Genomic DNA, 12,327 nt, shown 5'->3' on the forward strand with positions numbered 1-12,327 from the left:
ATAGGCACCATGACCTTCGGACTGGTCTCCTTCGGGGAGGCGCTCGGCGAACCGGCGGCGGTGGCCGACGTGGTCGCCGAGTACACCGACGACGTGCACCGGGTCCTCGGCCACGGCTACGAAACGGTGCACCGGTGCCCGCCGGAGACCGGCCTCACCGACCTCGCGGTGGCGGCAGGTACGGCGGCACTGAAGGCGGCCGACGTCCCGGCGGCCGAGGTGGACCTGGTGGTCCTGGCGGTCACCGACGTCGTCGAGTACGTGTACTGGGACGCGGCCGCGGAGCTGTGCCACCGCCTCGGCGCGACGCGGGCCGAGGCGGTGCTGCTCACCCAGGCCTGCACCACCGGCGTGGTCAGCCTCGACACCGTCGCGGGCCGGTTCGCCACCCACCCCGGCTACCGCACCGCGCTGGTCGTCGCGGCGAACCGCACCTGCGAGGCGTACTGGAACCGGATGGACGTCCAGCCGATGGTGTTCTCCGACGGCGCGGTCGGAGTGGTGGCCCGGCGCGACCACCCGTCCCTGCGGTGGCTGGCGACCGAGGTGGCCACCGACGGCCGGTACGCGCGCTTCTACCGGATGGACGAGGGCGGCGCGGCGGCTCCGTTCGACGGGTCGGCCGCGGACGAGCCGCCGCGCGTGCGGGACGTCTGGGACGTCATGGAGTTCTTCGACTACGACGCCGAGGTCTTCCAGGGCTTCGCGCGGGAGCTCGACGAGCGGGCCGTGCGGGTCACCGAGCGGGCGTGCGCACGCGCCGGGACCGCTGTCACGGACCTGGCACGGCTGGTCCTGGTGAACGACAACGCCCGCGCGATGACCTCGCTCGCCGACGCGTTCGGCGTCCCGCTGTCGCGCACGAACCGGGACCTGGCCGCCCGGCACGGCCACCTCGGCGCCGCGGACCAGCTGTTCTGCCTCGGCAGGCACGTCGCCTCGGGCGAGCTGCGGCCCGGGGAGAAGGTGGCGCTGGTGTCGATGGGCCGCGGGATGCACTGGGCCTGCACGGTTCTTGAGGTCTGACCGGCCCGTCGCTGTCTTGACACGGTGGCGTCGCCGCTGCCTACGATCACGCCCGGTCCCGCCATGGAAAAGGGGTGTCGATGCCGAGTCGGCTCGCGCAGCTCGTCGCCGACGTGCTCGAGATCCCCGTCGCCGAGATCAGGTCCGACACCGGGCCCGCCACCACCGCCGAGTGGGTGAGCCTGAAGCACCTGCAGATCGTCGCGGCCGTGGAGGACGCGTACCGGGTGTCCTTCACCCCGAGGGAGATCCGGGCCATCCGGTCGGTGGGGGACCTGAGCGAGTTCCTGCGCGGCAGGGACGTCGCCGAATGAGCCTCCCACCCGGCCGATTACCCGACGACGACCTCGACCTCGCGGTGCTGATCCGGCGCTTCGAGGAGCGGGTGCTGCGGTTGTTCGCCGCCGGCGAGGTCAGCGGCACCACGCACACCTGCCTCGGCCAGGAGTACGTACCGGTGGCGCTCGCGCCGTTGCTGGCCGGGGACTTCGTGTTCAGCAACCACCGCGGCCACGGCCACTACCTCGCCCACTGCGGCGACCCGAAGGGTCTGCTGGCCGAGCTGACGGGCCGCGAGGGCGGCGTGTGCGGCGGGGTCGGCGGCAGCCAGCACCTGCGGCGGGACCGCTTCCTGTCCACCGGCGTGCAGGGCGAGAGCGTGCCCGCCGCGGTCGGGGTCGCGCTGCACTACAAGCACACCCGGCAGGCGCGGATCGCCGCCGCGTACGTCGGCGACGGCACCTGGGGCGAGGGCGCGGTGTACGAGGCGCTCAACATGGCGGCGCTGTGGCGGGTACCGCTGCTGGTGGTCGTCGAACACAACCGCATCGCCCAGTCCACGCCGACCGAAAACCAGCTCGCGGGCACCATTCCCGACCGCGCCGCCGCCTTCGGCGTCAGCGTCAGCGAGACGGACTCGACCGACATCACCACGATCCGCGCCGAGGCGGCGCCGCACGTGGCCAGCGTCCGCGACAGCCACACCCCGCACGTGCTGGTGGCCCACACCACCCGGCTCGGCCCGCACAGCAAGGGCGACGACACCCGCCCGGCCGAGGAGGTCGCCAGGCTGTGGGCGCAGGACTGGCTCGCCGGCTACGCCCGCCGCTTCCCCGCGCAGTTCGAGGATGCGGACGAGCGGGCCCGGCAGCGGGTGGACGCCGTGGTGGCGGAGGTTCTGGCCCGCCCGCTCGCGGCGGGGAGCGCGCGGTGACCGGCCGGCCGGTGCGCGCCGAACGGGTGGCGGAGAACCTGAACCGTGCGCTGCACGGCCTGTTCGCGCGGGACGAGCGGGTGTTCCTGCTCGGCGAGGACGTGGCCGACCCGTACGGCGGCGCGTTCCGCGTCACCACGGGGCTGTCCACCGCGTACCCCGGCCGGGTCCTGTCGACCCCGCTCAGCGAGAACGGCATGGTCGGTGTCGCGAGCGGTCTCGCGCTGTGCGGTGACACGGTGGTCGTCGAGATCATGTTCGGTGACTTCGCCGGCCTGGCGTTCGACCAGATCCTGAACTTCGCCACCAAGTCGGTCACCATGTACGGCACCCACGTCCCGATGCGCGTGGTCGTCCGCTGCCCGGTGGGCGGCGGTCGGGGGTACGGCGCCACGCACAGCCAGAGCGTGCAGAAGCACTTCATCGGCATCCCGAACCTCGCGCTGTACGAGCTCTCCCCGTTCCACGACGCGGCGGACGTCCTGACGTCCGCCATCGCCGGGGAACGGCCGTGCCTGCTGTTCGAGGACAAGGTCCTCTACACCCGGCGGATGTTCCGCGACGGGGAGGTGGACGGCCGCTTCCGCTTCGAGCTGATCGGCGAGGGCGGGAACTGGGCACGCGTCCACGTCCCTGGCGCGTCCGGTCCGCCGGTGCTGCTGATCGCACCCGGCGGGGTGGCACACCGGGCGCTGGACGCGGCCCGGTCGCTGCTCGACCAGGGCCGCGACGTCGAGGTGCTGGTCCCGTCCCGCCTGTACCCGGTCGCGGTGGAGGACCTGGCCGAGCTCGTGGCCGGGGCGGCCGGGGTGTGGGTCGTGGAGGAGAGCACGGCGGGCGGCACGTGGGGTGCGGAGGTGGCGACCAGGCTGTACGACACGGCGTGGCACCTGCTCCCCGGTCCCGTCCGGCTGATCAACTCCGCGGACAGCGTCATCCCGGCCGCACCACACCTGGAGAACGAGGTGCTGGTGGGAGCGGACACCATCCGGACCCGTCTGCTGGCGGACACCGCGCCCCGCGACGTGCCGACCGCGCCCGTGCCGGCCGGTGCCGTCCGGGTCCCGAAGCTGAACAACAACGACGCGACCTACGAACTCGTGGAGTGGCTGGTCGCCGACGGGTCCGCGGTGGCGGCTGGCGACCCCGTGGCCGTGGTCGAGACGTCCAAGGCGACCGAGGAGGTGGCGGCCGAGCAGGCAGGCACACTCCGGCACGCGGTGGCGGCGGGCACCGACTGCGCACCGGGCACGGTCATCGGCCACCTGACGCTCGACACCGACACGCCACCTGACGCCCCGCCCGAAGCCCCGCGCCGCGCCGAGGGCCACCCGCTGTCCCCGACCCAACGCCGGGTCGCGGAGGTCGTCACGGCGTCCCACCGCGACATCCCGGCGGCCTTCACGGTGCTGCGCCTCGACGTGGACACGGCCCTGGCCACGACCCGCCTGCTCACCGAGCGGACCGGCGCCGCCGTCGACCTCGCGGCACTCCTGATCAAGGCGGTCGCCGGCCTGCACGAGGCCCATCCGCACGTCTTCGCCACCCGCACCCCCGACGGCCTGGTCCACGCCGCCGACGCTCCCGCGGTGGGCGTGACGGTGGACGTGGGCACCGGCCTGTACACCCCGGTCATCCGCGACGCGTCGACGTCGTCGGTCAGCGACATCGCCGACGCGCTGGCGGAGCTGCGCATGAAGGCCCTCCGCACCAGACTTCGCGAGGACGACCTGACGGGCATGAACCTCTTGGTGGCGCTCAACAACAGCCCGGGTGTGGTCATGGCCCAGCCGATCATCCCGCCTGGCGTCACCTGCGCCCTCTCCCTGGCCGACGTCCACGACGAGGTAGTCCTGACCCCCGCGGGAACCCCGCGCACGAGAACGGTCACCGACCTGGGCCTGGCCTACGACCACCGCATGGTCAACGGCGCCGGGGCGGCGGCCTTCCTGTCCGCGGTCCGGGACGCGCTGAACGCCCCGGCCGAGGCCGCCGAGGAGGCGTGACCACGGCGGCGCGCCTTCAGAGTCCACTGTGGACCGGTGGCCCGAATTCCCACTGTGCGTCAGTGGTTGTGCGCGATGTCCACGACGATCCGCCGGACGCGGTCGGTCTGGTCGAGTTGGCTGAACACCCGGAACGGCAGCGTTTCGCGTACGCCCACCGCCAGTGTGGTCTGGCCCTCGAAGAAGCCGGCGTACCGCACGGCGCGCAGGCTGCGCCAGCCGCTGAGCTGGGCGGGGGAGTAGAGGTGGTCGCCGGTGTCGGCGAATGTCCTGCCGGGTTGGTGCCCGCTGTCGTCGAGGCCCTGTGGTGGTACGTGCGCGATGACGGCCAGCGCCGCTTTCCCTGCCACCGGCACGGGTTCTCCGGAGCCGTCAGCGGTGACGACGGGAACGTAGCCCACCGTGTAGCCGACATCGGACGGGCCGTTGACGTCGAGCACGACGCGGTCGTAGCAGTCGTGCCGGCCCACCCGTACCAGGTAGAGCGCGTCGGTGGAATACGGTTCCGAGGTCTCCTCGGCCGTGTTCCATTCCCGGGTTTCCGCGCAGGCCATCACGGGGATCGGCGTCGTCTCCGGACGGGGTTGCGCTGGGGGCGGGTGTGGTCGGTGCGCCACGCGCGGTCGGTTCGGCGGCGCGCGTCGTCGTGGGTGTGTCCGATCGGGACGGCTCCGTGCCGGTGGCACAGGATGCGAGCGAGGCCACGACAGCGGCCGCGGCAACCGTCAGTGCCCCGATGGTGATTGTTCGCATTCGAGCTCCTCGTCCCTGCTCCGTTGGGTGGTGACAGGACGCTCGATCACGGCGATCGGTTGCACCCGCGCTCGCGGCGGTCAGGGCGCCCTGTCAGTCCTTGGCGTGGACGAGTTGTGCTTCGAGAACGTCGGCCGCGGTTGAGGCGCCGTCGTGGTCGCGTGTTTCGGTGCCGAGCCGGTGCGCGGCTTCGCGGTGGGGGCCGTCGGCGAGCAGGGTGAGGGCTGCTGCGCGGATCGTGGCCGCGCGGGCGTGTTTGGACAGGACCCTGCCCGCACCGAGGCGGGTGACCGCGCGGGCGACGGCGGGCTGGTCCATCAGTGGGTGCATCGGCATGGTGAGCAGTGGGATGCCGTGGGCGAGGGCACGGGCGGTGGTGGCGTGCCCGCCGTGGCCGATGACGAGTGCGGTGGTCGGCAGCAGGGTGCCGTGGTCGGCGTGGCGTACCACGCGGGCGCCCGGGGGGATGCGGAGCTGTGCGGGGTCGACGGCGCCGGTGGTGGCGACCAGTTCGATGGGCAGGCCGTCGAGCGCGTCGAGGACCCGCCGCATGGCGCGGGCCTGGCCGGGGAAGTGCGTGGTGCTGAAGCTGACCAGGACTCGTGGACGGTCCGGGTTCGGTGTCGCTTCGACCGGCCGGTCCTGCCAGACCAGGCCGAGGTGGCGCACCTGGTCGGGGAAGGTGTTGTCGGGCTTGGGTTCGAGGTCTCGCCGGGTGGTGACGAGGATGACCTTGGCGGCGGTGGCCGCGCGTACGGGGTTGACGCCGCGTACGCGTGCGATGGCTCCGACGGGACCGCGGGCCAGGTCGCGGAAGTAGCTCCATTGGCTGTGCACCAGGGAGGCGACGGGAAGTCCGGCGCGGACGGTGTGGTCGAGTGCGCCCCAGAGCAGGCAGTCGACCACGACCGCGTCGACCGGTTCCGCCGTGGCCGCGGCGATGGCGTCGTCGCCGATGCCGCGGTCGGCGAACAGCGCGGCGAAGTCGCGGATGCCGCGCAGGGTGCCGCGTGGTGCGGAGGCGTCGTAGTCGCGGCCGTTGCGCAGCGGGTCGAAGCGGAAGCCGGCGCGTTCGATGGTGGACCGTTGGATCTCGTGCCCGAGGAACCGGGCGGTGCCGCCGCGGCGTTCGACCTCGCGGGCGATGCCGAGTGCGGGTGGGAGGTTCCCTCCTCCGTCAACGGTGACGAACAGAGCGCGCATCACGACGCTCCTTCCCGGGATTCGTTGAGGATGGACCGGGTCATGGTCCGGATCCGGTCCTCGGTGGTGTGGACGTCGAGGCCGCGGTCGAGGCGCAGCAGCTTCCAGGCGTACACGTCAGTCGTGACGACCAGCATGTCCACCAGCGAGTCGTGGCGCGGGCCGCGTGCCGGTAGCTCGTCGGCGAAGACGTCCTCGACCCAGCGCCGGTGCAACAGCTTGCCCGGCCCGGTGACGGTGCGGGCCGCCTCGTCGCCAGTGGCGTCCCCGGCGGTGTCGTCCGCGGCGAGCAGGCGCAGCACGAACCGGCCCCGGCGTTCGTAGTGGGATACCAGCCGGGCGATGTTCGCGTCGATACCGCCGGCGGGATCGCGCCGCTCCTCGGCCACGTCGGCGCCGGCGTGCTCGATCGCGGCGGTCATCAACCCGTCCCGGGTCCCGAAGTGGCGAAGAATCGTCTGGACGCTCGTCTCCGCGCGACGCGCGATCTGATCGAGCGTCGCGTCCACGCGTTCCAGCTCGAACGCGAGGTCGATCGTGGCCCGCACGATGCGTTGCCGGGTGGCCGCGCTCGAGTCCGCTCGTGCCCGCATCTCGTAACGGCGTGGCGACATGGTGACGACGCTAGGCTCGTCATCGATTTCGCGTCAACGACACTAACGCGAAATCATGGGCTCGGACACCAACGGTGAGCACACGGCGGCCCCAGCCCGTCATCGATGTCCGGTGTGCTCGGCCTGCCGCGGATGTGGACCCGCGCTACACGTCGTCCGGGTACACAGTGGACATAGTGGGGTGGTCGACCGCGGTGGTTTCTCACGTGCGGTGTACGCGGTGGTGGCTGTGGATCAGGCCGCACTCGGAAAGTGTGAACACGTCGGCGAAGTCGACCGTGCCGGTGCCGCACGTGTGCCGGCCGGTGACCGTGAGGACCTCTCCGCTCGGCTCGATCGTCCAGAGTTCGTGCGTGCCGGGGGATTGCTCGCGCAGCGTGCGTACCGCGTCGTCGCGGGTGTTCGTGTCGCGCGGGCCGACGCCGCGGACGTGGGCGTCCTCGTGGATGAGTGACGCGTAGCCGTCGAGTTCGAGCGCGTCCAGGTAGGCGTACAGGAGGCGGACGTGGTCGATACCCGCGGTGGTGACGGCCGCGCTGGGCGGGAGGCTCTGCGGGGTGCCGGTCATGAGGATCTCCTCGGGCGCACCGTGGTCGTACCACCGATCCTTCTGCTGCCGGACATCTCCCCGCAATCCCCGTACTATCCGCGCCCGCCGAGCCTTGATGCGCCGAACGGCGCAATTCGCCGGTGGTCAAACGATGCATTCGTTCGGACCCGTGAGCGATAGGCAGGGACGGGCCGCCGCACGTACATTTGAGGGGCCGTCCCCAGGTCGGACCATCGGCGAGAGTGGCAAGGAGTTGGCTGCGCTGCACAGAGCCCCGCACCCGAGGTTCTGCATCCTCGGTCCGGTGGACGTGGAGGGGCCCGACGGCTCCGTTCGCGTCCCGCCCGGCCGGCAGCAGGTCGTCCTCGCGTTCCTGCTGCTGGAAGCGAACCAGGTCGTCAGCATCGACAACCTAGTGGACGCGCTGTGGGACGAGAACCCGCCGAACACCGCCCGGACCCAGGTGCAGATCTGCGTGTCCCGCCTCCGCAAGAACCTCGCGGTCGGTGGGGTGAGCGCCGCGCTCGAGACCAAGGGGCCCGGATACGTGCTGCGGGTGCCGGAGGGCTACCTCGACGCGCAGGTGTTCACCGCGACGGTGGCCGAGGCGCGGGCCATCGCGGTGGAGGGCCGGACGGCCGAGGCGGCGAACATGCTCCGCGCGGCGGCCGCGCTGTGGCGCGGGGCGTGCCTCGACGGGCTGCCGAGCCGTGCCCTGCGGACCAGGGCGCTGCGGCTCGACGAGGAACGCCTGAGCGCCGTCGAGGACTACCTCGAACTGGAGCTGCACCTCGGCCGGCACCGCAGGCTCGTCGGCGAGATCACACACCTGACGCACGAGAACCCGCTGCGCGAACGACTGCGCGCGTTGCTCATGATCGCGCTCTACCGGTCCGGCCGGCAGGCCGAGGCACTCGACGTGTACCGCGAGGGCCGGGAGATGCTCGTGGAGGAGCTGGGTCTCGAACCAGGACCCGAGCTGCGGCTGCTGGAGAACGCGATCTTCGCGGGCGACGAGCACCTGCCGTTCACCCGCACGGCGCCCGTGGCCACGCCGTCGGCGCGGGAACCGGAGTCCGTGCCACCGGCGTCCCGGATGACCTGCCCGCACCAACTGCCCGCGGACACAGCCGACTTCGTCGGGCACGAAACCGTCCTCCACGCGGCGGAGTCCGTGTTGACCGGCCGCCACCGCGCCGTCGGCATCGTCGTGGTCAGCGGGCGGCCCGGCGTGGGGAAGAGCACCGTGGCCGCACATCTCGCCCACCGCGTCGCCACCGACCACTTCCCGGACGGTCAGCTGTACTGCGACCTGCGCGGCACCCGCGCCGAGCCGAGCGATGCGTTCGACGTGCTGGGCCGTTTCCTCGGCGCCCTCGGCATCCCCGGTGCCGCGATCCCGGCGGACCTCGACGGGCGCTCCGACATGTACCGCACGATCCTGACCGAGCGGCGGGTGCTCGTGGTGCTCGACGACGCGACGAGCGAACGCCAGGTGCTCCCGCTCCTCCCCGGCAGCAGTACCTGCGCGGTCATCGTGACCAGCCGCGCCCGGCTCACCGGCGTGCCCGGCGCGCACCGCGTCGACCTGCCGGTGCTGGACCTCGCCCAGTCGCTCGCCCTGTTCGTCGCGGTGCTGGGCGAGGACCGGGTGAACGCCGAGGACGCGGCGGCCAAGGCGCTCGTCGCGACGGTCGGCGGGCTGCCGCTCGCGGTGCGCATCATCGCGGCCCGGCTCGCCGCCAGGCCGCACTGGACGCTCGCGTCGATGGTGCACCGGCTCGCGAGTGAACGGCACCGCCTCGACGAGCTCGCCCACGGTGAGATGACCGTCCGCGCGAGCCTGTCGCTCACCCACGACGGCCTCGACGACCGGTCACGGGAACTGTTCGCGCTGCTCAGCCGGTTCGAGGGGCCGACCCTGCCCGGCTGGCTCGCCGGCGCGGTGCTCGACGACGACCGCCGCTTCCCGTCCGACCTGCTCGAACCGCTCGTGGACGTCCAGATGCTCGAGGTTTCCTCGGTGGCGCCGACCGGTGAGTTCCGCTATCGCTTCCAGGACATGCTGCGCCTGTTCGCCAGGGAGAAGGCGGACACCGACGTCCCGGCGGACCGCAGGGCGGGTGCGGTGGCCCGGGCGGTCGGCGGCTGGCTGGCGCTGACCGAGGAGGCGCACCGGCGCGTGTACGGCGGGGACTTCGCCGTGCTGCACGGCGACGGCGCCCGCTGGCGGCCCCATCCGGAGTACGTCGACCAGGCGATGATCGACCCGCTCGACTGGATGGAGGGCGAGCGGGAGAACCTGTGCCTGGCCGTCGGGCAGGCGGTCGACGCCGGTCTGCACGAGGTGGCCTGGGACCTCGCGGTCACGATCGCGACGCTGTGCGAACTGCGCGGCTACCTCGACGAGTGGCAGCACACGCACCAGGTCGCCCTCACCGCCACCCGCGCGGCGGGCGACGTCCGTGGCACGGCGGCGCTGCTCGGCTCACTGGGGACGCTGCACCTGACGCGGGGCCAGTACCGGCCCGCGCACGAGGCGCTCGGTGCCGCGCTGACCGAGTTCGTGACGCTGGACGAACCGCGCGGTGCCGGCTTGTGCCGCCGGGATCTCGCGTTGCTGGCCCGGTACGCGGGCGACGACGAGCTGGCATTGTCGTTGTACGCACAGGCGATCGCCGACTTCGGGCGCGTCGACGACGTCGTCGGCCGTGCGACCGTGCTGACGCAACGTGCCTACATCCTGTGCCTGCACGGGGAGTTCGACGGCGCGCGGGCCGATCTCGCCGAGGCGATGGAGATCAACCGCGGCGTGGGCTACGCGGGCGGGGTGGCGCGCGCGCTGCGGCGGCTCGGTCAGGTGCAGTCCCGCAGCGGAGCGCACGAGGACGCGGAACGGACGTTCGCCGAGGTGCTCGCGATGGTGCGCCGCAGCCGGGACGTGATCGGGGAAGGTCACCTGCTGTTCAACCTCGGTGAGGTGACGGCCGCGGCGGGCCGGTACGACGTCGCGAGCCGCTGGTTCGAGAAGGCCCTGGAGATCCGCGAGACGATCATGGACCGCCGAGGGTGCGCGGTCGTCCGGGCCGCGCTCGCCGACGTCCTGGCGCGAACGGGCGAGCGGCGACGGGCGGCGGAGCTGTTGGAGCAGGCGGTCGCGGTGTTCGCGGAGCGCGAGATGGAACCGGAGCGTGCCGCCGCCGACCGGATGTTCGGTGACCTCACCGGTGACCAGGGCGGCGGCACGCGCTGAGGTCAGTCCCAGGGGTCGCTGGCCGGCGTGGCGGCGGTCGTCGCGGCTGAGCCGTCCGCGGGGGCCGCTGTGGCGACGGCCGCGCCGGCCAGCAGGGCCGCGGCGGCGAGGGTGGCGGCGAGGGTTGTGCGGGCGGCGACGATCGTGCGGAACACGGTGTTTCCTCTCGACTTTCACTAGTGCCGGGCTGGAGTTTCGCTCGACGACACCGACGCTAATCGACCGGTCCTATCCCGCGGCTATCCCGGCGTTTGCACCTCGCTGACGCGTCGCCGCGGCCGTGTCTGGGCAGGTGACGGGGTTAAGGCCGGGATGCCGCGGTGATAGCGGACCGGAGCGAGATTGGGGCGAGCAGACGGCGCGATCGGAAGGACGAGCGATGGCCAACCCCGTACTGGCGGACGACGCCGCGACCCAGTTCGGCCCGCTGTTACGCAGGCACCGCAGCGCCGCGGGCCTGACGCAGCGCGTGCTGGCCGACCTGTCCACCGTTAGCGTCCGCACGATCCGCGACCTCGAACGGGGCAAGGTCCGGCCACGCCCGGACACCGTGCGGCTGCTGACCGGCGCGCTGCGGCTCGGTGCGAACGCCAGCGACGACCTGGAGCTCGCGGCCGGTGCCCACGCCGGCCCGACGCTGCGCGAGGAGTACGGCCCGCACATCGCGGCACCCCCGACCATGCTCACCCCGATGTTCGGCCGGGAGGCCGAACTCGCCGTCCTCACCGGGGAACTGGTGAGCGGCGACGGCAGGCTCCTTACCCTGCACGGCCTTCCCGGCGTCGGCCGCACCCGGCTCGCCGCGGCGGTCGCGGCCGACCTGCATCACGCGGGCACGCCGGTGCTGTGGGTGAGCGCTCCCGAGGCGGACGGCGCGCTCACCCAGCCGGTGCGCGACGTGCGCCTGGCGGCTCTGGTCACCTCCGCCGCGGCCGCGCTGTTCGGCCCGGGCACGACCGCGCTGGCCGGGCTGATCGGTGACCGCGACACCCTCCTGGTGCTCGACGACGTCACCGCCGCGGGCCTGCGCGCCGACGCGCTGCTCGATCTGCTCGGCGACTGCCCGCGGCTGCGGGTGCTCGTCACCGCCGACGGTCCGTGCGGTCTGCCCGGTGAGCGGCCGTTCCCCCTCGCCCCACTGCCGGTGCCCGCGACCGCCGAACCCCGCGCGCTCGCCGAGGAACCCGCCGTGCGCCTGTTCGTCCACCACGCCGCCGCCGTGCGGCAGCGGCTGACCGCCGCCGACGCGCCGGACATCGCCGAGGTGTGCGCCCTGACCGACGGGCTGCCGCCCGCGCTTGCCGCCGCCGCGTCCTGGCTGGGGGTCTACGACCTGCCGACGCTGCGCGAGGTGCTGGCCGCCGACCCCGCCGCGCTCGTCGGCGCCGACCTGATGGGCAGGCTCGCCGCCCGGGTCGCCGCGCTCGCCCCCGCGGACCGCGCCGCGCTCGCCGGGCTGACCGGGCCCGCCCGCACCCTCGCCGAGGTCGCCGACCGCACCGGTCGCACCGCCGCCGCCAGCGCCGCACTGGTGCGGGACCTGATGCAGCGCGGTCTGATCCGTGCCCGCCACGTCGCGGGGCGGTCCCGGTTCGCCGTGCCCGCGCTCGTCGACGCCCTGCTCTGACGCGGGCACCGCAGGGCCGCAACTGCCGCTGAGATGCCGGTTCCACTGCCGCTCGCGCCGCGGTGATCGCCATAGGTTCCGA

The 12,327-nt window shown here is 73.0% G+C and carries 11 protein-coding genes; 6 read left to right on the forward strand and 5 right to left on the reverse strand.

Features of this window, described 5'->3' with window-relative positions; all coding sequences use genetic code 11:
- Positions 1-9: 9 nt before the first annotated feature.
- The 4 genes from ACIBVP_RS00675 to ACIBVP_RS00690 all read left to right on the forward strand — a co-directional run bounded on the left by ACIBVP_RS00675 (position 10) and on the right by ACIBVP_RS00690 (position 4,245).
- Positions 10-1,026, forward strand: a complete 1,017-nt coding sequence (locus ACIBVP_RS00675; RefSeq protein ID WP_396103816.1) for a 3-oxoacyl-ACP synthase III family protein — start codon at positions 10-12, stop codon at positions 1,024-1,026.
- Positions 1,027-1,106: 80 nt separating this feature from the next.
- Positions 1,107-1,340: an acyl carrier protein gene (locus ACIBVP_RS00680; protein WP_396103817.1), complete on the forward strand. Its 234-nt coding sequence runs from the start codon at positions 1,107-1,109 to the stop codon at positions 1,338-1,340.
- Positions 1,337-2,239 (forward strand): thiamine pyrophosphate-dependent dehydrogenase E1 component subunit alpha, encoded by a 903-nt coding sequence (locus ACIBVP_RS00685; protein WP_396103818.1) that lies wholly within the window; start codon positions 1,337-1,339, stop codon positions 2,237-2,239. The genes ACIBVP_RS00680 and ACIBVP_RS00685 overlap by 4 nt, the downstream gene beginning before the upstream one ends.
- Positions 2,236-4,245, forward strand: a complete 2,010-nt coding sequence (locus tag ACIBVP_RS00690) for a 2-oxo acid dehydrogenase subunit E2 (protein ID WP_396103819.1) — start codon at positions 2,236-2,238, stop codon at positions 4,243-4,245. Before ACIBVP_RS00685 ends, ACIBVP_RS00690 begins: the two co-directional genes overlap by 4 nt.
- Positions 4,246-4,304: 59 nt before the next feature.
- Here ACIBVP_RS00690 and ACIBVP_RS00695 read toward each other — a convergent pair whose 3' ends face one another.
- The 4 genes from ACIBVP_RS00695 to ACIBVP_RS00710 form a co-directional block, all read right to left on the reverse strand.
- A complete protein-coding gene (locus tag ACIBVP_RS00695) occupies positions 4,305-4,799 on the reverse strand; it encodes a hypothetical protein (RefSeq protein WP_396103820.1) in 495 nt (164 codons plus the stop codon).
- 292 nt (positions 4,800-5,091) lie between these two features.
- A complete protein-coding gene (locus ACIBVP_RS00700) occupies positions 5,092-6,201 on the reverse strand; it encodes a glycosyltransferase (RefSeq protein ID WP_396103821.1) in 1,110 nt (369 codons plus the stop codon).
- Entirely contained in the window at positions 6,201-6,815 is a 615-nt protein-coding gene (locus ACIBVP_RS00705) for a TetR/AcrR family transcriptional regulator (RefSeq protein ID WP_396103822.1), read from the reverse strand. Before ACIBVP_RS00705 ends, ACIBVP_RS00700 begins: the two co-directional genes overlap by 1 nt.
- Before the next feature lie 202 nt (positions 6,816-7,017).
- The gene (locus ACIBVP_RS00710; RefSeq protein WP_396103823.1) at positions 7,018-7,383 is read right to left on the reverse strand and encodes a hypothetical protein; all 366 of its coding nucleotides are present in this window, start codon (positions 7,381-7,383) and stop codon (positions 7,018-7,020) included.
- A gap of 286 nt (positions 7,384-7,669) precedes the next feature.
- On the opposite strand from ACIBVP_RS00710, the gene ACIBVP_RS00715 reads away from it, so the two are divergent.
- On the forward strand, positions 7,670-10,618 hold the full coding sequence (locus ACIBVP_RS00715) for an AfsR/SARP family transcriptional regulator (RefSeq protein ID WP_396103824.1): 2,949 nt from the start codon (positions 7,670-7,672) through the stop codon (positions 10,616-10,618).
- Positions 10,619-10,620: 2 nt separating this feature from the next.
- Here ACIBVP_RS00715 and ACIBVP_RS00720 read toward each other — a convergent pair whose 3' ends face one another.
- Positions 10,621-10,773: a hypothetical protein gene (locus tag ACIBVP_RS00720; protein ID WP_396103825.1), complete on the reverse strand. Its 153-nt coding sequence runs from the start codon at positions 10,771-10,773 to the stop codon at positions 10,621-10,623.
- A 224-nt stretch (positions 10,774-10,997) separates the two neighbouring features.
- On the opposite strand from ACIBVP_RS00720, the gene ACIBVP_RS00725 reads away from it, so the two are divergent.
- Positions 10,998-12,245, forward strand: coding sequence for a helix-turn-helix domain-containing protein (locus tag ACIBVP_RS00725; protein ID WP_396103826.1), 1,248 nt, complete (start codon positions 10,998-11,000; stop codon positions 12,243-12,245).
- Positions 12,246-12,327: the final 82 nt, after the last annotated feature.

This window comes from Actinophytocola sp. NPDC049390, from assembly GCF_044466355.1.
Classification (GTDB): Bacteria; Actinomycetota; Actinomycetes; order Mycobacteriales; family Pseudonocardiaceae; genus Actinophytocola.

Bases quoted from the DNA above. Each gene is read 5' to 3' on its own strand.
- ACIBVP_RS00675 (WP_396103816.1), top strand. From the start codon at position 10: ATGACCTTCGGACTGGTCTCCTTCGGGGAGGCGCTCGGCGAACCGGCG.
- ACIBVP_RS00680 (WP_396103817.1), top strand. From the start codon at position 1,107: ATGCCGAGTCGGCTCGCGCAGCTCGTCGCCGACGTGCTCGAGATCCCC.
- ACIBVP_RS00685 (WP_396103818.1), top strand. From the start codon at position 1,337: ATGAGCCTCCCACCCGGCCGATTACCCGACGACGACCTCGACCTCGCG.
- ACIBVP_RS00695 (WP_396103820.1), bottom strand. From the start codon at position 4,799: ATGGCCTGCGCGGAAACCCGGGAATGGAACACGGCCGAGGAGACCTCG.
- ACIBVP_RS00700 (WP_396103821.1), bottom strand. From the start codon at position 6,201: ATGCGCGCTCTGTTCGTCACCGTTGACGGAGGAGGGAACCTCCCACCC.
- ACIBVP_RS00705 (WP_396103822.1), bottom strand. From the start codon at position 6,815: ATGTCGCCACGCCGTTACGAGATGCGGGCACGAGCGGACTCGAGCGCG.
- ACIBVP_RS00710 (WP_396103823.1), bottom strand. From the start codon at position 7,383: ATGACCGGCACCCCGCAGAGCCTCCCGCCCAGCGCGGCCGTCACCACC.
- ACIBVP_RS00725 (WP_396103826.1), top strand. From the start codon at position 10,998: ATGGCCAACCCCGTACTGGCGGACGACGCCGCGACCCAGTTCGGCCCG.